Origin of the sequence: Actinomycetospora chibensis (genome assembly GCF_028737215.1) — a bacterium.
Taxonomy (GTDB): Bacteria; Actinomycetota; Actinomycetes; order Mycobacteriales; family Pseudonocardiaceae; genus Actinomycetospora; species Actinomycetospora chibensis.
Map to the genome: position 1 here is coordinate 42,355 of NZ_JAQZAM010000025.1, position 17,089 is coordinate 59,443.

At 75.0% G+C, this 17,089-nt stretch carries 20 protein-coding genes; 7 read left to right on the forward strand and 13 right to left on the reverse strand.

What is annotated here, in order from left to right:
• Nucleotides 1–33: 33 nt before the first annotated feature.
• Nucleotides 34–249 (forward strand): hypothetical protein, encoded by a 216-nt coding sequence (locus PH189_RS26910; protein ID WP_274191935.1) that lies wholly within the window; start codon nt 34–36, stop codon nt 247–249.
• Here PH189_RS26910 and PH189_RS26915 read toward each other — a convergent pair.
• Nucleotides 246–962, reverse strand: coding sequence for a GNAT family N-acetyltransferase (locus PH189_RS26915; protein ID WP_274191936.1), 717 nt, complete (start codon nt 960–962; stop codon nt 246–248). The genes PH189_RS26910 and PH189_RS26915 overlap by 4 nt on opposite strands.
• A 236-nt stretch (nt 963–1,198) precedes the next feature.
• Here PH189_RS26915 and PH189_RS26920 point away from each other — a divergent pair, with 236 nt between their 5' ends.
• A complete protein-coding gene (locus tag PH189_RS26920) occupies nt 1,199–1,360 on the forward strand; it encodes a hypothetical protein (RefSeq protein ID WP_274191937.1) in 162 nt (53 codons plus the stop codon).
• Nucleotides 1,361–1,378: 18 nt separating this feature from the next.
• Here the strand turns inward: PH189_RS26920 and PH189_RS26925 are convergent, their stop codons facing one another.
• From PH189_RS26925 to PH189_RS26945, 5 genes are all read right to left on the reverse strand, one after another.
• Nucleotides 1,379–2,005, reverse strand: a complete 627-nt coding sequence (locus tag PH189_RS26925) for a histidine phosphatase family protein (RefSeq protein WP_274191938.1) — start codon at nt 2,003–2,005, stop codon at nt 1,379–1,381.
• On the reverse strand, nt 1,954–2,937 hold the full coding sequence (locus PH189_RS26930) for a lysylphosphatidylglycerol synthase transmembrane domain-containing protein (protein ID WP_274191939.1): 984 nt from the start codon (nt 2,935–2,937) through the stop codon (nt 1,954–1,956). Before PH189_RS26930 ends, PH189_RS26925 begins: the two co-directional genes overlap by 52 nt.
• A gap of 232 nt (nt 2,938–3,169) precedes the next feature.
• Nucleotides 3,170–4,084 (reverse strand): class I SAM-dependent methyltransferase, encoded by a 915-nt coding sequence (locus PH189_RS26935; RefSeq protein ID WP_274191940.1) that lies wholly within the window; start codon nt 4,082–4,084, stop codon nt 3,170–3,172.
• A complete protein-coding gene (locus tag PH189_RS26940; RefSeq protein ID WP_274191941.1) occupies nt 4,024–5,037 on the reverse strand; it encodes a glycosyltransferase family 4 protein in 1,014 nt (337 codons plus the stop codon). Before PH189_RS26940 ends, PH189_RS26935 begins: the two co-directional genes overlap by 61 nt.
• A 100-nt stretch (nt 5,038–5,137) precedes the next feature.
• Nucleotides 5,138–7,387: a transglycosylase domain-containing protein gene (locus PH189_RS26945; RefSeq protein ID WP_274191942.1), complete on the reverse strand. Its 2,250-nt coding sequence runs from the start codon at nt 7,385–7,387 to the stop codon at nt 5,138–5,140.
• Nucleotides 7,388–7,629: 242 nt separating this feature from the next.
• Here PH189_RS26945 and PH189_RS26950 point away from each other — a divergent pair, with 242 nt between their 5' ends.
• The gene (locus tag PH189_RS26950; RefSeq protein ID WP_274191943.1) at nt 7,630–8,136 is read left to right on the forward strand and encodes a L,D-transpeptidase; all 507 of its coding nucleotides are present in this window, start codon (nt 7,630–7,632) and stop codon (nt 8,134–8,136) included.
• Between the two features lie 39 nt (nt 8,137–8,175).
• Here PH189_RS26950 and PH189_RS26955 read toward each other — a convergent pair whose 3' ends face one another.
• The 4 genes from PH189_RS26955 to PH189_RS26970 all read right to left on the reverse strand — a co-directional run bounded on the left by PH189_RS26955 (nt 8,176) and on the right by PH189_RS26970 (nt 10,334).
• Nucleotides 8,176–8,577 (reverse strand): 6-pyruvoyl trahydropterin synthase family protein, encoded by a 402-nt coding sequence (locus PH189_RS26955; protein WP_274191944.1) that lies wholly within the window; start codon nt 8,575–8,577, stop codon nt 8,176–8,178.
• 45 nt (nt 8,578–8,622) lie between these two features.
• Nucleotides 8,623–8,850 (reverse strand): hypothetical protein, encoded by a 228-nt coding sequence (locus PH189_RS26960; RefSeq protein WP_274191945.1) that lies wholly within the window; start codon nt 8,848–8,850, stop codon nt 8,623–8,625.
• Nucleotides 8,851–9,034: 184 nt separating this feature from the next.
• Complete coding sequence (locus tag PH189_RS26965; protein ID WP_274191946.1) at nt 9,035–9,280, reverse strand: FmdB family zinc ribbon protein; 246 nt, start codon at nt 9,278–9,280, stop codon at nt 9,035–9,037.
• Between the two features lie 88 nt (nt 9,281–9,368).
• A complete protein-coding gene (locus PH189_RS26970; RefSeq protein WP_274191947.1) occupies nt 9,369–10,334 on the reverse strand; it encodes a zinc-dependent alcohol dehydrogenase in 966 nt (321 codons plus the stop codon).
• A gap of 39 nt (nt 10,335–10,373) precedes the next feature.
• Here PH189_RS26970 and PH189_RS26975 point away from each other — a divergent pair, with 39 nt between their 5' ends.
• Entirely contained in the window at nt 10,374–12,707 is a 2,334-nt protein-coding gene (locus PH189_RS26975) for a CDP-alcohol phosphatidyltransferase family protein (protein ID WP_274191948.1), read from the forward strand.
• Nucleotides 12,708–12,725: 18 nt separating this feature from the next.
• Here PH189_RS26975 and PH189_RS26980 read toward each other — a convergent pair whose 3' ends face one another.
• Both PH189_RS26980 and PH189_RS26985 read right to left on the reverse strand, forming a co-directional pair.
• Entirely contained in the window at nt 12,726–12,998 is a 273-nt protein-coding gene (locus PH189_RS26980) for a hypothetical protein (protein ID WP_274191949.1), read from the reverse strand.
• 31 nt (nt 12,999–13,029) lie between these two features.
• Entirely contained in the window at nt 13,030–13,689 is a 660-nt protein-coding gene (locus tag PH189_RS26985) for a Clp protease N-terminal domain-containing protein (protein ID WP_274191950.1), read from the reverse strand.
• Nucleotides 13,690–14,118: 429 nt separating this feature from the next.
• Between PH189_RS26985 and PH189_RS26990 the strand changes: the two genes are divergently transcribed.
• Entirely contained in the window at nt 14,119–14,520 is a 402-nt protein-coding gene (locus PH189_RS26990; RefSeq protein WP_274191951.1) for a hypothetical protein, read from the forward strand.
• A 4-nt stretch (nt 14,521–14,524) separates the two neighbouring features.
• Here the strand turns inward: PH189_RS26990 and PH189_RS26995 are convergent, their stop codons facing one another.
• Complete coding sequence (locus PH189_RS26995; protein WP_274191952.1) at nt 14,525–14,764, reverse strand: hypothetical protein; 240 nt, start codon at nt 14,762–14,764, stop codon at nt 14,525–14,527.
• A gap of 246 nt (nt 14,765–15,010) precedes the next feature.
• Here PH189_RS26995 and PH189_RS27000 point away from each other — a divergent pair, with 246 nt between their 5' ends.
• Together PH189_RS27000 and PH189_RS27005 are read left to right on the forward strand one after the other, a co-directional pair.
• Entirely contained in the window at nt 15,011–16,507 is a 1,497-nt protein-coding gene (locus tag PH189_RS27000; RefSeq protein WP_274191953.1) for a class F sortase, read from the forward strand.
• A 20-nt stretch (nt 16,508–16,527) separates the two neighbouring features.
• Nucleotides 16,528–17,040, forward strand: coding sequence for a mycothiol transferase (locus PH189_RS27005; protein ID WP_274191954.1), 513 nt, complete (start codon nt 16,528–16,530; stop codon nt 17,038–17,040).
• Nucleotides 17,041–17,089 lie beyond the last annotated feature (49 nt).

Genomic DNA, 17,089 nt, shown 5'->3' on the forward strand with positions numbered 1-17,089 from the left:
CCGACGATGGCGAAGTGCGGGCGAGGACCGGCGGTGGCCGTGGGGGTCCTGGTCGGAGCCGCTCTGGGATGGGCGCTCGCGCCCGTCGTCGACATGGCGCGACACGGCACGCTCGACCAGCAGAAGGTGCGAGCCTGGCGCGAGGCCGGGCCCCGGCGACCGCGAGCCGTCCCGCGGTGCGACGAGCTGAGCGTCCCGGCGCCCCGGAGCGGGGCCACCGGGGCGTCAGCTCCCGCGACCCGCCGCTAGGGCTTGAGCACCCGCGTCTCCTCGACGCGGGCGGCGTCCATCTCCTGGAACTCCATGCGCCGCCGGCCCGCGAGCCTCTTCTCGAGGCGGTCGACGTAGGGCAGGAAACCGGCCCGCTCGCAGCCCTTGAGGCTCGCGATGTTGTCGGTGCCGACGAACGTGACGACGTAGCGCGCCCCGAGGTCGGTGGCCTTCTCCGCGATCATCGACATGCCGGCGCTCATGATCCGCTTGCCCTGGTGGCGCACCGGCGTGAACGCGCCCTCGAGCAGCGCCTCGTCGGGGCCGAGCACGGGGAAGATGCCGTGGAAGAACGACTGCACGTCATCGTTGTCGTCGGCGGAGAACAGCCACTGCACGTAGCAGGGCTCGTCGTCGGAGTTGACCGCCACGTAGGGGCTGCCGATGCCCTGGTCCAGGAGGCGACCACGGGTCTGCCGCTCCCAGCGCTCGGCGGTGTCGACCTCGGCGTGGATGTCGAGGATGTGCTCGACGTCGTCGTCGCGCATGGCGCGCACCGAGATCGGGATCTTCGCGACGGGCGTCTCGTGGGGGGCCACCAGGTCCCGCTTGAGTCCGTAGGAGTGCGACGTCGACAGTGCTCGCTTGCCGACGGAGCGCATCGTCGGGATGAAGGTCCCCGACTCCAGCGTCGTCCTGGCGAATCGGGCGTAGCGCGTGAGCGTCGTGCCGGCGCTCGAGTTGTCCTGCACAGCGAAGTCCTCACCGTTGGGGAATCGGCCATGGTCGCCGATCGCTCTCGACCGAGCGACCACCACCCGGGGTGAGACGCGCACACGAACGGAGGGTTCGTTCGCCGCCCATACACATCACCCGATCGGGGTAGAATCGCGCGCGTCACCGTGATCGAGCTAACGATCCGTGTCTCATGGACGAGAATCGGATCGAGCGCCGGCGGGGAGCCGGCTCAGCACCCTCGGGGGGTCCCATGTCCAAGCACTCGGCTCCACAGCCCGGCCGCAGCACCGGCGACCCCGTCGTGCTCATCCGTCCGGTGGCGCTGAGCGCTGCGGACTATCTCGGTCGTCTGCGGACCGCCGCGACGACCCTGGTCCCGACCACGGTGCCGGGTCGGCACTCGCGGGGCTGACACCCCGGGACCGGACCGTCAGGCCGGTAGCACCGTGCCCGCGTGCTCCGTCCCTGCGTGCTCCGTCCCCGCGTGCAGCGGGCCCGCGTCGTTGACGGCGAGCAGCAGCGGCACCGGTCCGCTCGTGTCGATGCGGCACACCGCGGCGTCGACGAGGAACATCCGCCACGCGATCTCGATGCCGACCCCGAGGGCCCAGCTGATCGCCGCCTTGATCGGCGAGACGTGGCTGACCACCACCACCTCGCCCTCCGCCGCCTCCGCCGCCAGGTCGGCGCACGCGGCGGCCACGCGGTCCCGCACCGCCACGAGCGACTCGCCTCCGGCCGGCACGTGCTCGGGGTCGGAGCGCCAGGCGTGCCAGGCGTCGCCGTCGAGGGCCGTCATGGGTTGGCCGTCGAGCTCGCCGTAGTCCATCTCGGTCCACCGCGTGTCGACCTCGACGGGCACCTCGGCACCGAGGAGCACCGCGGTCTCGCGGGCCCGGACGAGCGGGCTGGTCACCAGCCGCGTCGGCCGCGGGAGCCCTGCGGCGAGGGCGCGGGCCTGCCGCCGTCCGGTCTCGGTGAGCGGCGGGTCGGCCCGCCCGCACATCACCCCGCGGGCGTTGGCCTCACTCTGACCATGGCGGACGAGGGTGAGCACCTACGCCACGGTAGTGCCGCCCGAGTGGCGATCCGGTGCGCATTCGGGCGACGAGCAGCGTCCGCGAGCAGCACCAGGGCGCCCGGAGCGCACGAGATCAGGGCGAGGACGCCGTAGACGACGGCCGTCGCGAGCCCCTGGCCCGGGGCGAGGCCGACGGCGGCGAAGGCGACGGCCGCCACCGCCTCCCGCGGGCCCCAGCCGCCGACCGTCAGGGGCACCGACATCGCCAGGAGCGCCACGGTGAGGAGCGGGAGCAGCTGCCCCAGGGGGGCGGTGACCCCGGCCGTGCGGGCGGCGACGACGAACAGCGCGAGCAGCCCGGCGAGCGCCACCAGCGAGAGCAGGACGACGGCGGGCGCGGTGCGCCACCGGCCGAGGCCCTCGCGGACGTCGCGCATCGCCGCGACGAGCCCGAGGCGCCACCGCGCCGCGCGGCGGGCGGTCCAGAGCCAGCCGACGACGCCGGCGACGAGGAGGACCACGCCGGCCGCGACGAAGCCGAGCCCGGGGCCGACGACGGCGTGCACCACGGCGGGCTGCGCGAACAGCACGGCGGCGCCGACGGCGACGACCACGACCTGGCCGGCGACACGCTCGATCACCACGGCGCGCGCGCCGCGTCCGTCGCCGGGACGGTGGTGACGCACGGCGCGGTGCACGTCGCCGAGCACGCCGGCGGGCAGCAGCGAGTTGAGCAGCGTCGCGCGGTACGCGTCGGCGGTGGCATCGCCCAGCGGCAGCGTCAGCCCGACGCCGCGGGCGACGACGCACCAGCGGGCGGCGCCGGCGACGGTGGTGAGCGCGCCGAGCAGGAGCGCGGCGGCGACCACCGGCCCGGAGATCCCGGCGAGCGCCTCGACCACGCCGCCGGCGCCCAGGCGCACGACGAGCAGGACGGGGAGGCCGAGGCCGACGACGAGGCGGATCACGGTGCCGAGGCTAGGCATCCGGCGGGGTGCGGGAATCGCCTTCGGAGAATGAGGGGCGGCGGTCTCGGGGCTGGTGCGGGGAACGGGGACGTCGATCGTCGGGGGCGGGGTCGAGCAGGTCACGGGCGCGGGGAGCGTCACGTCGAATCAGTCCAGTGGGGAGCTGGGGAGCGGGTGGTCCGAGGTCGAGCGGGTGGTGCGGGTTCGGGGTAGGGGTGTCAGGCAGGGGGTGTCAGGGCAGGGCCAGCAGGTCGAGGTGGCCGACGTGGACGCGCAGCCGGCCCTGCTCGGCGGCCTCGAGGCGTCGGTCGAGGTAGGCGTCGGCGTGCCGCGCAAGGTCGGGGTCCTGCGCGACGGCCGCCGACACCCAGCCGTGCAGCCAGGCGACGGCGAGGTCGACGTCGTCGAGCCCGAGCTGCCAGGGGCTGGTCCGGGAGACGACGTGGGCGCCGCGGCGGGCGAAGGCCCGCTCCGCGACGTCCGGGGCGGAGGGGCCGAGCAGCCGGCGGCCGTCGACGACCCGCTGCTGGTGGGCGTCGAAGGCCGCGGCCATGGAGACGTCGCGCGCCTCCGCGGGCTCGAGGCGGACCTGGCCGACCACGCTGAGCGTCAGCAGCGCGGCGCAACCGGCGCCGACGCACGCGGCGGCGACGGCCTCGACCTCCTCGGCGGTGAGCACGTCGAGCAGGGCCGACGCGGTGACCAGGTCGATCCCGGCGAGGTCGTCGGCGGTGAGCGTGGTGATGTCGACCGCGCGGGTCTCGGCGGTCACGGGCGAGCGGTCGCGGGCCCGGGCGGGGAGGTTCGCGGCGGCGTGGGCGAGCAGGTCGGGGTCGCGGTCGGCGAGCACCCAGTGCTGCGGGCCGGGCAGGCGGGGCGCGAGCCAGCGCGCCATCGACCCCGTGCCGGAGCCGAGGTCGAGGATCCGCCCGACGGCAGGGTGACCGGCGCGGAGGTCCTCGACGAGATCGACCGCGCGGGCCTCGGCGTCGGCGGGCTCGCGCAGGGCGAGCCAGTCGGGCGCCGCGGGGGCGCCGGGCCGGGTGTGGCCCGGGGCGGGGTGGCGGGGGCCGGGGAGTCCCCCGCTCAGCTCGGGGCGCGCAGATCCGTCAGCACCTGCTGCACCCGTTGCGAGGTCTGCGTCCACGTCGAAAGAGTGCAACGCCGAGATCTCGCTGAGATCTGTCGCCCATTGCGATGCGCATGATCGGCGAACCAGCGGTGTAGTCCTGCGACGAGTGCGGGAACATCCTCAGCAGAAACTAAGATTCCGGCGCCGTCGAGGGTCTCGGGCAGCCCGCCGGCGTCGCTCGCCATGACGGGGATGCCCCGCGCGAGCGCCTCCGTCACCACCATCCCGTACGTCTCGACCCGCGAGGGCGCGACGAGGAGATCGGTCGCGTCCCAGGTCCTGTCCAGGTCAACGCCGGAGAGGGGTCCGGGGTGACGGATCCGGTCTCCCAGACCGTGCCGGGTGATGCTGGCACGCAGGTCGGCGACGAAGGTGGGGGCGCGCCGGGTGGGGCCGACGAGGTCGAGGGTCCACGGGTGCTCCGGAAGCGTGGCGAGGGCCTCGACGAGCAGGTCCTGCCCCTTGGTGGGCGTCACGGCGCCGAGGCAGAGCAGGCGGTGCGCGCCGTCGGTGCCGGTGGCGAGCGGGGCGGGGTCGACGCCGGGGACGGCGACGGCGACCCCGTCGAGGCCGTGGCGCGCGTGGAGGCGCCGCGCCGCCCAGGGACTCGTCGCGAGAACGGCCCCGGCGGCGCGCAGCACCGCGCCATCGCCGGCGTCGAGGTCGGGCGCCTCCTCGCCGAGGGGCAGGTGCACGAGCACCGCGAGGGGGCGGCGCGCGGCGCGCGGGACGACGATCTCCGGCACCCCGCACGCCACCAGCCCGTCGAGCAGCACCGGGCCGTCGCCGTCGGCGAGCACCGCGTCGAGCTCCCGGCGGGCCGCGTCGTCGGGTCGCGGCCAGGTGCCCGCGACCTGCGCGTCGCGCACGGCCACCCCGTCGGCACGCAGCCCCTCGATGAGCCGCGCGTCGTAGACGTCACCCCCGCTGACGAGGGCGGGGTCCGCCACCGGTCTCACGAAGGTCACCGCGCGCACCGCCCCAGCATGCCGAGGGTGCGCTCCGCGCATGTGAGCACTTTCGGGTGCTGGAGCACCCGAAAGTGCTCACATGGGGCGCAGCCCCACCTCAGCGCGGGGGACCCGGCGGCGGGGTGAGGCGACCCGAGGAGGTCGTCAGCGTCACCGTCTGTCCCTCGACGGCCCCGCCGATCGGGTCCTCCCCGACCACCGTGCCGGCCGGGGCCCGGCTGTCGACCGGCGCCACCGCCACCGCGAAGCCCGCGCCCCGCAGCGCCGCGGTCGCCTGATCGGCGGGCTCGCCGATCACCGACGGGATCGTCGTCAGCCGCCCGCCGGTGACGAACCGCGGGTCGGGCGTGGGCAACGGCTGGACCGGGCCGCTCCCGAGGATCGGCGTCACGGCGCGGTACCAGGTCCGGGCGGGCGTGGTCCCGCCGAAGAGGTTGCCCGTCCCGCACGACGTCGGGGGCGCGCCGGTGCAGATCGGGCGCGGCGACGACGAGTCGTCGAACGTGATCGCCGCCGCCGCGAGCGACGGTGTCGCGGCGACGAACGCGGCCGACTCCGAGGTCTGGGTGGTGCCGGTCTTGGCGGCGATCGGCCGGTTCCAGCCGGCCGCCGCCGCCGCGGCGGCCGAGGTCCCGCCGGGCTGGTCGTCCTTCGACAGCCCGGTCATCTCGGTGTCGGCCAGGGGTCCCGGCACCGCCTGCTCGCACGCCGCCTCGTGCACCGGCACCGCCCGCCCGGTCTCGTCCGTCACCGAGGTGACGGGGCTGGGCGGGCACCAGACGCCGTGGCTCGCGAGCGTCGCGCCGACGTTGGCGAGCTCGAGCGAGCTGGTCGGCGCGACGCCGAGGGTGAACGACGCCTGGTTCTGCGCCGTGACCGTGTCCGCGATCGACGGCTGTCCCGGGCCGGGCGACTCGGCGAGCGACCGCATCCCCAGCCGGACCGCCATGTCGACCACCGGCGCGATCCCGGTGGTCTCCTCGAGCTTGACGAAGGCGGTGTTCGGCGACTGCGCGAGGGCGTCCTGCAGGGTCATCTGCGGCGGATAGTCGCCGTCGTTGGACACGACGAAGCCCGGGGTCAGCGGTGAGGCGTAGCCGTTGCCGGGGACCGGGATCACGGTGTCGATCCCCCCGCCCTGCGCGAGGTAGGCGGACGAGGTGAAGATCTTGTAGACCGACCCCGCGCCGAGGTTCTCGGGCGTGCCGGGCAGGTCGTAGGTGGTCTGCTGCTGCGACGCGTCGAGCCCGTAGCCGCGGTTGGCGACCATCGCGGTGACACGGTGGGCGTCCGCCCCCGGCGCGACGATCGAGAGCACGTCGGCGACGTGCGGCTGGGTGGATGGCACCTCGGCGTCGACGGCGGACTTGGCCTGCTCCGTCGCGGCGCGGTTCATCGTCGTGCGCACGGTGTAGCCGCCGCGCCGCAGCTCGTCGGCGCTGATCCCGCTGCGGGCGAGGTCGTCGAGGACGTACGAGCAGAAGAACCCCGCGTCGCCCGCGCCGAGGCAGCCCTCCGTGGGGCCGTGCAGCGCCGGGCCGACGCCGAGGGGCGCCGCGGTGGCCTCGGCGGCCTGCGCGGGGGTGATGGCGCCCTGCTGCGCCATCTGATCGATCACCACGTTGCGCCGCGCCGTTGCGGCCGCGGGGTGGCGCACCGGGTCGTCCTGGGCCGGGCTCTGCACCATGCCGGCCAGGAGCGCCGCCTGCGGCACGGTCAGGCGGTCGGCGGTGGTGTCGAAGTAGGTGCGGGCGGCGGCCTGGACCCCGAACGCCTGGTTCCCGAAGGAGACGACGTTGAGGTACCAGGTGAGGATCTGGGCCTTGGGCACGCCGTGGTCGAGCTGCTCGGCGACCTCCGCCTCGCGCACCTTCCGCCCGAGGTCCGGCGCCGTCGCGCGCAGCTGCTCCGCCGGCGTCCGCGCCGCGACGTACTCGTCGTAGTTCTTGACGTACTGCTCGGTGAGCGTCGAGGCGCCCTGGGTCGCGCCGCCGGTGCTGTTGTTCACGAGCGCCCGCACCACCCCGCGGGCGTCGAGCCCGGACTCCACGAAGAAGCGGCGGTCCTCGATCGCGACGATCGCCGCCTTCATGGCCGTCGAGATCCGATCCGACGCCACGACCTGGCGGTCCTGGTCGTAGAGGTAGGCGATCGGCGCGCCGGCGTCGTCGGTGATCGTCGTGACCGAGGGCATCTGCCCGGTCAGCACCCCGGGCGTCGTCGCCTCGACGCCGCCGACGGCCTGCCCCGCGAGGTGCCCCAGACCTCCGACGACGGGGTACGCGAGACCGGCGAGCAGCAGGCCGCCGATCACCGCGATCCCCACGAGTCGCGATCCGAGGGCCACCGATCTCCGCACGGAGGTTCATCATCCGCCGGCAGCCTGAGCCGGGTGTGAACGCGCGGTCGTCACCCGATCGAGCGGGAGGGAAAGCGTGCCGTCGACGCGTCGACCGTCGGGATGCGGGTTACCCGGGTGGCGACCGACGCCGTGGGCTCCCCCATGACGATCGCCCGGGACACCGTCGTGAGACGGTCCCCGCCGATCCACCACGGCCGACCGTCGACCCCGACGACTTGGAGTCCCCGATGGCCCGGCACCGCCGGACGTCCGACCGTGCCCGCACCGCGCGAGCGGTCCTCGCACCGATCGGACTGGCCGCCGTCAGCGCCGTGGGGGCCTCGCCCCTCGCGCTGGCAGCACCCACCGCTCCCGCCCCGTCCGCGGTGGGTCAGGGCGACGCCGTCCCCTGCACCGACACCGCCGACGTCTGCGTCGACCTCAGCGAGAACAAGGCGTGGCTCGCCGACGACGGCGTCGCCACCGGTGACGCGATGACGATCACGTCCGGCTCGCCCGCGGACCCGACGCCCACCGGGACGACGACGGTGCAGCGCAAGGAGCGCCACCACGTCAGCCAGGAGAACCGGGACGCGCCGATGCCGTACTCGATCTTCTTCGACGACGAGGGCCGGGCGTTCCACAGCGGCGACACGGCCGGTACCTCGCACGGGTGCATCCACCTCGAGGTCGAGGACGCCCGCGCGGTGTTCGCGGCCCTCGACATCGGCGACGAGGTGCAGATCCGGCAGTGACTCGGGAGTGCGTGTCCGTGCCCCGGCACGGACACGCACTCACGAGAGCGTCAGCTCGAAGCTCGCCGACGCCACGTGGGACTCGTGCAGGGTCACGGCGATGCTCGCGAGGCTCCGGCCGCCCTCGCCCAGGCTTCCGTCGCCCGCGCGGGCGCCGAGGCGCTCGGCGATGACCTTCGCGAGGTACTCGGTGGTCGTGTTGACGCCCGCGAAGTCCGGGTGCTCGTCGAGGTTGCGGTAGGTGAGGTCGGCGAGGGCCGTGTGCAGCTCCTCGGTGGCCCGGCCGATGTCGACGACGATGTTGTCGGCGTCGAGCTCGGCCCGCCGGAACGTCGCGTCGACGACGAAGGTCGCGCCGTGCAGCGCCTGCGCCGGCCCGAACACCGCCCCGGTGAAGCTGTGGGCGATCATGATGTGGTCGCGGACGGTGACGGCGAACATGCGGACTCCTCGTCGACGGGTACGCGCCCCATCACATCAGCCCGGTCAGACCAGCGCGGCGACCACCGCGACGGTCACGCCCACGGCGAGCACGGCGAGGAAGAGCCACAGGTCGCCGATCAGGCGCCCGCGCCAGGAGACCTCGGGGGACGACGGCGCGGCGACCGGCAGCGAGCGGACCTGGGGCACCGGCGCGTCCGGGATGCGGGAGATCACGCGCACCGGCCGGGGGACGCGACCCGTGGAGGCCGCCGACGAGGTGGTCACGGACATGACGGTCTCCCGAGGACGGAACGGCGGAGCCTGACGGCGGAGGGTGACGGCGACGCCGCCCTGCCTGGTGCTCACCGACACAGAGAACCTGGCCACGTGACTGTAGGCAACGTCCATGTCGTCAAACGGACCGGGGTTGGGCCGAACCGGTGACGGCCGCTCGACGCGCGGTCGTCGAGAGCGCCTAACCGCAGCCGCACGCTCCGCCGCAGCAGCCGCCGCCACCGCCACCCGGAGGCGAGGCCATGGCCCGCGGCGTGCCGGTCGGCTGGGCCGTCCGGGCCTTGCCGCCGAGGCCGACGGTGTTCAGCAGCTTCACCGTGTCGTCGTGACCGGTGGGGCAGGGGGCCGGGTCGCTCGCCGCGCTCATCGGCCGGTCGACCTCGAAGGTCGACGCGCAGGTCCGGCAGCGGAACTCGTAGCGCGGCATGGACCGCAGCCTACGAACCCGGAGTTCTGGCGCATAGGAGCAGCGAGCATCCGGCGGAGCACGCCGAGAGGGGGTTCGTCACCACGGGTCAGTAGCGAACGCGCACCCCCAGGCCCGGGCGCTCGCCGGCGGCGAGGGCCGGGAGCACGTCCGGGAGGTCGTCGAACGCGCAGGTGTCGGTGATCAGCGCGTCGAAGCGCGGGTCGGCGAGCAGGCGCAGGGCGAGCGCGAGGCGGTCGCGGAGACTCCACCGGGGCCGGCGGGCCGGGGCGACCTGGCCCACCTGGCTGGCGCGGATCGCAAGGCGCCGCGAGTGGAAGGCCTCGCCCAGCGGCACGCGGGGCGCGCGCTCGCCGAACCACGACATCTCGATCACCTCGCCCTCGTCGCCGAGGAGCTCCAGCGACCGCGCGAGCCCGGCCTCGGTGGCGCTGGCGTGCAGCACGAGGTCGCACTCCCCCGTCGCGGCGTCCGGGGTCGCGAACCCGACGCCCAGCGCGTCGGCCACCGCGCGCCGGGATCCGTCGACGTCGACGAGCTCGACGCGCACCCCGGGGAACGTCGCGAGCACCCCCGCCACCGACGCCCCGACCATCCCGGCGCCGACCACGGCGATGCGGTCGCCCACGCGTGGCGCGGCGTCCCAGAGGGCGTTGACCGCGGTCTCGACGGTGCCGGCGAGCACCGCACGCTCGGGCGGGACGCCGTCCGGCACCTCGACCACCATCGACGCCGGCACGCGGAAGCGCTCCTGGTGGGGGTGCAGGCAGAACACGGTCCGCCCGGGGCCGGGCCCCTCCTCGACCACACCCACCGCGAGGTAGCCGTAGATCACGGGGCCCGGGAAGTCGCCGGACTGGAAGGGCGCGCGCATGCGCTCGTGCTGGCTCGAGGGCACCTCGCCGCGGAACACCAGCGTCTCGGTGCCGCGGCTCACGGCGGAGTACAGGGTGCGGACGACGACGTCGTCGGGCCCCGGATCGGGCAGCGGGACCTCGACGATGCTCGCCCGGCCGGGTGATTCGACCCGGAACGCCCGTGTCGTGCCGGTCATGGACGACCCTCCTCACCCCGCGACGATCACGAGGCGGCCATGCTGGCACGCGTGCAGAGCGAGCACGGCCCGTCCCCGATCCTGACCGTCGAGCTCGTCGGCGGCGCGCTGGCGAGTGCGGGCCTGCTCGGGGTGCTCGCCGAGGGGTTCGGGCTCGGCCCTTTCGGTCTCGTCGTCGGGGCGGCGGCGGCCGCGGCGCTCGTCGCGGTGCTCGTCGGCGCCGGCGTGCCGGCCCTGGGCCCGGCGGGACGGGTGACCCTGGCCCGCGGCGTGCTCGTCGTCGGCGTCACCGCGCTCGTCGCCGATCCGGTGTCGACGCCCGCGCTCGTGGTGCTCGCGGGCGTCGCGCTCCTGCTCGACGGGGTCGACGGCCAGGTCGCGCGGCGCCGCAACGTGACCTCGGAGTTCGGCGCGCGCTTCGACATGGAGCTCGACGCGTTCCTGCTGCTGGTGCTCTCCTGGCACGTCGCGGGCCAGCTCGGGAACTGGGTGCTGCTCATCGGGCTCGCGCGCTACCTGTTCGTCGCCGCGGGCGTCGTGCTCCCGTGGCTGGGCGGGGAGCTCGAGACGAAGTTCTCCGGCAAGGTCGTGGCGGCCGCGCAGGGCATCGTGCTGGTCGTCGCGGCTTCGGAGCTGCTGCCGCTCGTGGCCGCGCAGGTGCTCGTCGGGGTCGCCCTCCTCGCGCTCCTGTGGTCGTTCGGCCGCGACGTCGTCCGGCTCTGGCGCGGCGCCGACACCCACCCCGTCCGCGTCCGCCGCGGCCTCGCCGCCGTGGTGACGGCGCTCGCCGCGCTGCTGGTGCTCGTCGCGCTGCTCACCCCCGGAGACATCGCGCGCCTCGTGCCGCAGTCCGGCCTCCGCATCCCGTTCGAGATCCTCGTCGCGCTCGTCGTGGCCGTCCTCCTGCCGCGCTGGGCCCGGCTCGTGGCCGCGTGGACCGCCGGCGTCGTGCTCGGTCTGATGCTGGTGCTGACGCTGTTCGACCTCGGCTTCTCCGTCGCGATCGCGCGGCCGTTCGACCCGGCGCGCGACGCGGTGCTGCTCGGCAACGCCTACGACTTCGTCGCCGAGACGTCCGGTCCCGTCGTCGGCGTCGTCATGGCGGTGCTCGTGGGGCTGCTCGGGGTCGCGCTGCTGGTCGGCACGGGCGGCGCGGTCGCCCGGCTCGCGCGGATCGCCGCCGACCACCGGTCCGGCGCGCTGCGGCTCGCCGGCGCGCTCGCCGTGGCCTGGATGGTGGCCTGGACGCTCTCGGCGCAGCTCCTGCCGGGCGTGCCGGTGGCCTCGCGCGACGTCTCCATCCGCGCCGTCGACCGGGCCGTCGCGATCGGGGACGGCGTGCGCGACCAGCGGGCGTTCGAGCGCGAGGCCTCGGTCGACGCCTACCGCGACGTGCCCGGCGACCGCCTGCTCACCGCGCTGCGCGGGCGCGACGTGGTGATCGTCGCGGTCGAGAGCTACGGCCTGTCCGCCCTCGACGACCCCGCGATGGCGGGCCCCGTCCGGGCGGTGGTCGCCGGCGGCGAGCAGCGCCTCGGGGCCGTCGGGTACGGCGCGCGTACGGGCGTGCTGACCTCCCCCGTCGCCGGCGGTGGCAGCTGGCTCGCGCACGCCACGCTGCTCTCGGGGCTGTGGATCGACGGCGAGCAGCGCCACACCGACCTGACGTCGTCGAGCCGGCTCACGCTCTCGCGCGCCTTCCACGAGGCCGGCTGGCGCACCGTCGCCGTCCAGCCCGGCACCACGGGCCCCTGGCCGGAGGCCGCGTTCTTCGGCCTCGACCGCGCCTACACCCACGACGACCTCGGGTACCGGGGCCCGCGGTTCAGCTGGTCGCCGATGCCCGACCAGTACCTGTTCTCCGCGTTCGACCGCCTCGAGCGCGGCCCCGGGGCGCCCCCGACGATGGCCGAGCTCGTCCTGACCTCGAGCCACGGACCGTGGGCGCCGCTGCCGCGCACCGTGCCGTGGGAGGCGGTCGGCGACGGCAGCGTGTTCGGCCCCGAGGAGCCGCAACGCTCGTTCCAGTCGATCTTCACGACGAACTCGGCCGAGGTCCGGGACGACTACCGGCGGTCGATCGAGTACACGCTCTCGACGGTCTACGCCTGGGCCGAGCGCCAGGCCACGGCGCGTCCCGACCGCGCGCCCGTCCTCGTCGTCCTGGGTGACCACCAGCCCTCGCCCGCGGTCACGGGACCGACGGCGAACCGGGACGTCCCGATCTCGATCGTCAGCCGCGACCCGGCCGTGCTCGCCGCCGTGGACGACTGGGGGTGGTCGGACGGCCTCACCCCGGACCCGGGCGCGCCCGTATGGCGCATGGACACCTTCCGTGACCGCTTCCTCGACGCGTACGGGCCGCGTCCCTGACGCCCGCGCAGCCTCGGCTCAGTGGAGGTCGCCGACCTCGAAGCGCCCGGACCCGTAGCTGATCACGGTGCCCTTCTCGACGTGCGAGAGGAGATGGGCCAGCGCGTCGCGGCCCTTCGCGGCGGCGTCGACGTCGTCCAGGTGGCCGGTGACGTCGATGTTGTCGTGGCGTTCGGTCTCGACGGTCACCATGAGCCCGCCGTTGGGGTGCGACGTCGTCTTGACCGCGACGACCTCCGACGCGCGGTAGAGGTCGCCGTCCTCGGCACGGATCCAGCTGGGCTTCGCCATGCCCGGATCGTGCCTGCCCGCGACGAGATCGTCACGCCTCGGCCGTCACGTCCTCGGCGGGGCGCCGCCAGGCCGAGGACAGCAGGCCGCTCGGGTCGCGCGGCATCGGTCGGGGTGCGACCTCGGGGCGCCCGGCCAGGCCGGCGACCGCGTCGGTGAGGTCGTCGGCGTCGACGCCGAGCGCGGCGAGCATCTCCGCCGCCTGCCCCCACGGCCGCGCGAGCAGCGCCGTGAGCAGGCCCGCGGCGCTGACGACGCCGTCGCTCGCCCCGGCCGCGAGGACCTCGGCGACCGCCGGCCCCGCCACCGGCACGTCGTCGCCGCCCTCGTCCACGGGCTCGGACAGCGAGGACGACGCGACCAGCGCCATCGCCGCGCCCACGGTCGCCGTCGTCACGCCCGCGTCCGCGAGGAGCCCGCGCTCCGGGCCCTCGGCGCGCACGAGGGCGAGCAGCAGGTGCCCGGTGCCGAACGCACCGTGCCCCCGGTCCGCGGCCTCCGCCCACGCCAGCGCGACGATCCGCTCGGCGTCCCCGGCGACGGTCGGCGCCGGCAGGTCCTCACGGTCGCCCGCGTCGTCCTCGGTGTCCGTGCTCGTCGCATCCACCGGGCGGTCGAACGAGACGTCGAGACCCCGGAGGGCGTCGAGGGCCTCGGCGAGCGCGTCGTGGATGGGCGTGGAGATCCCCATGACCCGTGGTCTCTAGCGCGTCCCGGCGCTCCGCGCGAATCGCCCCGGCGGCGTCCGGGCACGTCCGGGTCCCGGCCCGCACCGGTGGTCACGCCGACGGGTCACGACCGCGATCGCCGCGCCATTCCCGTGACGGACGTGGGGGACATCGGTCACGCGTCGTGGTCTGCGGGTTCGCGTCGCGGGCAGCCACCGCCCGTCCGGCGGAATCGCCGACGACACGCCGCGCCGACGGAGATGCTTCGGTTCCCGAAGCATCTTCGTAGCCGGTCTCGAGCAGCTCCTGGACGGTGTGGGCGGCGCGCACCGGGTTTCACCGCAGAGCATGATCACGGAAAGTGCCCGTGGTCGGCAGGTCGGGTCCGCGCTACTCTGAGCGAGTGAGATCGGTGGGGCGCCATCTCACGCTGAGCAACAGTGGGGGAGACGATGGCGAGCACGATCACCGCCGAACGGCGGACGACACAGGAAGGCGGACGGGCCGAGCGGGCGTCCGAGATCCTGGCCGGGCTCGCGGCGCTGCCCTCCCTGCAGGGGATGACGCCCCCGGAGGCCCGGGCCGCGCAGGTGATCGGCAAGCCCTGGGACACGGCCGAGATCGTGGAGCTCGCCATCGCGTGGGTGGGCACGGGACTCGACGTCCCGACGCTCACCGACCTCGCCGGCCGTGACTGGGACGATCCCGTGCTGCCCACGCTCTTCGACATCGTCCTCGACGACCTCGGCGCCGGGCACCCGGCGTCGAGCACCGCCCGGCGCCGGGTCGCCGCCTACCTCGCACGGCGCGCGGCGGCACTCGCCCCGGTGCCCGCGCCCCGCCGAACGGCCTGACGCCTCACCGCAGGCGCGCGTCACCCACGAAGCCGGTGCGCGGCCCCTCGTCGTGCACGCGCGTCATCACGACGGCGTCGGTGCGCAGGGTGGTGCCGTCGCCGAGGTCGAGCGTCGGGTGGGACTCCCGGGCGTCGAGGTGGGCGACGATGCGCGCACGCAGCGCGCTCGCCTCGTCGTCGTCGAGACCGGTCACGGTGTGCTCGTGACCGCTGCGCAGGGCCACGTACAGACTGGAGCTCATGACCCCAGCGTGATCCTCGCGAGCGCTGCTCGGGGCGGTGTTCGCCCAGAGCAGGACGGGCGCCTGGAACCCGGAACCCGTCGTCCCGGGTAGTGGTCCGAACGGGGGTACTGACCCACTAGGGTGACCGCGTGCCGTGGGGTGAGCGGTCGGACACGCTCCGCGCCCGCCGTCGGCCCACTCTCTGATCGTCGCGCTCCCCCGTTCGTCTTCCTCGTTCGTCCCCCGCCGTTCAGGAGCTCCCGAGTGACCGGAGCGCAGGACCAGCCCGACACCCCACCGGTCGACGCCCCGTCTCGCGAGCGGCGCCCGCCCTGGCGCCGGCCCCTCGTGTGGGTCGCGCTCGCCGCGGTGCTCGTCGCCGTCCTGGCCGTGACCGCGACCCTCGGGGTCACGTCCGCCACGGCCGACAGCTCGACCGGGATGCTGCGCATCGCGCAGCTGTCGCCCGTGACGTCCGCGGTCGACATGTACGTCGCCGGCCCGGAGCTGCCCGAGACGCTCGTCGCGCCGGGCGTGGCCTACCGGGGGACCTCGCCGTACCTCACCGAGCCCGCCGGGACGTACACGCTCACGGCCCGCCCGGCCGGCGCGAGCCCGACGAGCCCGCCGGCGGTGCGGATGTCCGTCGACGTCGCCGCCGGCACCGCCCAGACCGCGGCGTTCGTCGACCCGGCGACGCCGGGCGGCCCGGAGCTGCAGGTGCTCGACGACCAGACCGCCCCGGCCGCGGCGGGGTCGACGCAGGTCCGCGTGGTGCAGGGCGCGAACGGCGTCGGGGCGCTGGACATCGATCTCACCGGCGGCCCGCCGCTCGGGCGCGACCTCTTCTACGGCTCGACCACCCCGTACGCCACGGTGCCCGCGCGGACGTGGGAGGTCGACGTCCGCTCCCGCCTGGGGTCCACGAACACCACGACGGTGCCGCTGTCCGACGGCAGCGTGACGACGCTGTTCGTGGGACGCGAGCCCGACGGCCAGCTGATCGTCGAGGCCGTGCCGGACGCCGCGACCGTCGCCGGCGTGCCCGGCCCCGGCACCGGCACCGAGCCGACGTCGTCACCCGCGACGCCGACGCCCCGCGTGACCCCCGACCCCGAGACCCCGCTGCCGACGCCGCCGCGCGTCCCGCCGGTGCCTCGCGGCGGCACCGGGGCCGGCCTCGGCGGGCTGGCCGCCCCGACCGGGCTCGGCACGATCAGCTCCGTCGGCGCCTGGTTCGAGAGCTGGTTCTCCGACGAGCCCGACGTCCCGCCCGCGCCGCGGATGCCGCTGGCGGCGGCGCTCGCGGCCCCCGAGGGCCTGCGTCCCACCGGGATGCAGATCCCGTCGGTGGGGCTGGCGGCGCTGGACATCGCCGATCTGCGGATCGACTACCGCGGTGCCCTGCAGGCGCCGACCGACTTCGGCAAGGTCGGCTGGTACACCTCGAGCGCGGTGCCCGGCGACCCCGGACCCGCCGTGTTCGCGGGCCACGTCGACACCCGGCGCGGACCGGCCGTCTTCGCCCAGCTCGACCGGCTGCGGCCGGGCGACATGATCGAGGTGCCCCGCTCGGACGGCGGGACCGCGCGGTTCTCGGTCGACAGCGTCGAGTACTACCCGAAGGACACGCTGCCCTCGGATCGGATCTACGGTCCGTCGACGACGCCCCAGCTGCGGCTGCTCACGTGCGGCGGCCCGTTCGACGAGGACACTCTGTCCTACCGGGACAACGTCGTGGTCTTCGCCTCGGTGCGCTGAGGCGGGAGGAGGAGGAGCCGGTGGATGCCATCGACGTGCTGGTCGACGCCTTCGGGCGCGCCCGCAGCGACGCCACCCGGGCGGTCGACGGGCTCACCGCCGCCGACCTGGTGTGGCGGCCCGACGACGGGGCCAATCCGATCGCCTGGCTGGTGTGGCACCTGACGCGCGTCCAGGACGATCACGTGGCCGACCTCGCCGGTACCGAGCAGGTGTACACGGCCGACGGCTGGGCGCCCCGCTTCGACCTGCCGCTCGACGACGCCTCGATCGGCTACGGCCACACCAGCGAGCAGGTCGCGTCCGTCCGGGTCGACGACCCCGGTCTGCTCACCGGGTACCTCGACGCCGTGCACGAGCGGACCATCGCCTATCTGCGGACACTGCGTTCCGACGACCTCGACGAGGTCATCGACGACCGCTGGGACCCGCCCGTCACCCGCGGGGTGCGGCTGGTGAGCGTCGTCGACGACGACATCCAGCACGCCGGCCAGGCCGCCTACCTCGCGGGACTCGCCCAGCGACGTCGTTGAGATCCTTACCACTTCCCCACCGTCCGGGGGGCTAGTCTGGGCGCCCGGT

Excerpts from the sequence above, each read along its gene's own strand:
- PH189_RS26920 (WP_274191937.1), top strand. The coding sequence starts at position 1,199 with ATGTCCAAGCACTCGGCTCCACAGCCCGGCCGCAGCACCGGCGACCCC.
- PH189_RS26950 (WP_274191943.1), top strand. The coding sequence starts at position 7,630 with ATGGCCCGGCACCGCCGGACGTCCGACCGTGCCCGCACCGCGCGAGCG.
- PH189_RS26955 (WP_274191944.1), bottom strand. The coding sequence starts at position 8,577 with ATGTTCGCCGTCACCGTCCGCGACCACATCATGATCGCCCACAGCTTC.
- PH189_RS26960 (WP_274191945.1), bottom strand. The coding sequence starts at position 8,850 with ATGTCCGTGACCACCTCGTCGGCGGCCTCCACGGGTCGCGTCCCCCGG.
- PH189_RS26965 (WP_274191946.1), bottom strand. The coding sequence starts at position 9,280 with ATGCCGCGCTACGAGTTCCGCTGCCGGACCTGCGCGTCGACCTTCGAG.
- PH189_RS26970 (WP_274191947.1), bottom strand. The coding sequence starts at position 10,334 with ATGACCGGCACGACACGGGCGTTCCGGGTCGAATCACCCGGCCGGGCG.
- PH189_RS26975 (WP_274191948.1), top strand. The coding sequence starts at position 10,374 with ATGCTGGCACGCGTGCAGAGCGAGCACGGCCCGTCCCCGATCCTGACC.
- PH189_RS26980 (WP_274191949.1), bottom strand. The coding sequence starts at position 12,998 with ATGGCGAAGCCCAGCTGGATCCGTGCCGAGGACGGCGACCTCTACCGC.
- PH189_RS26985 (WP_274191950.1), bottom strand. The coding sequence starts at position 13,689 with ATGGGGATCTCCACGCCCATCCACGACGCGCTCGCCGAGGCCCTCGAC.
- PH189_RS26990 (WP_274191951.1), top strand. The coding sequence starts at position 14,119 with ATGGCGAGCACGATCACCGCCGAACGGCGGACGACACAGGAAGGCGGA.
- PH189_RS26995 (WP_274191952.1), bottom strand. The coding sequence starts at position 14,764 with ATGAGCTCCAGTCTGTACGTGGCCCTGCGCAGCGGTCACGAGCACACC.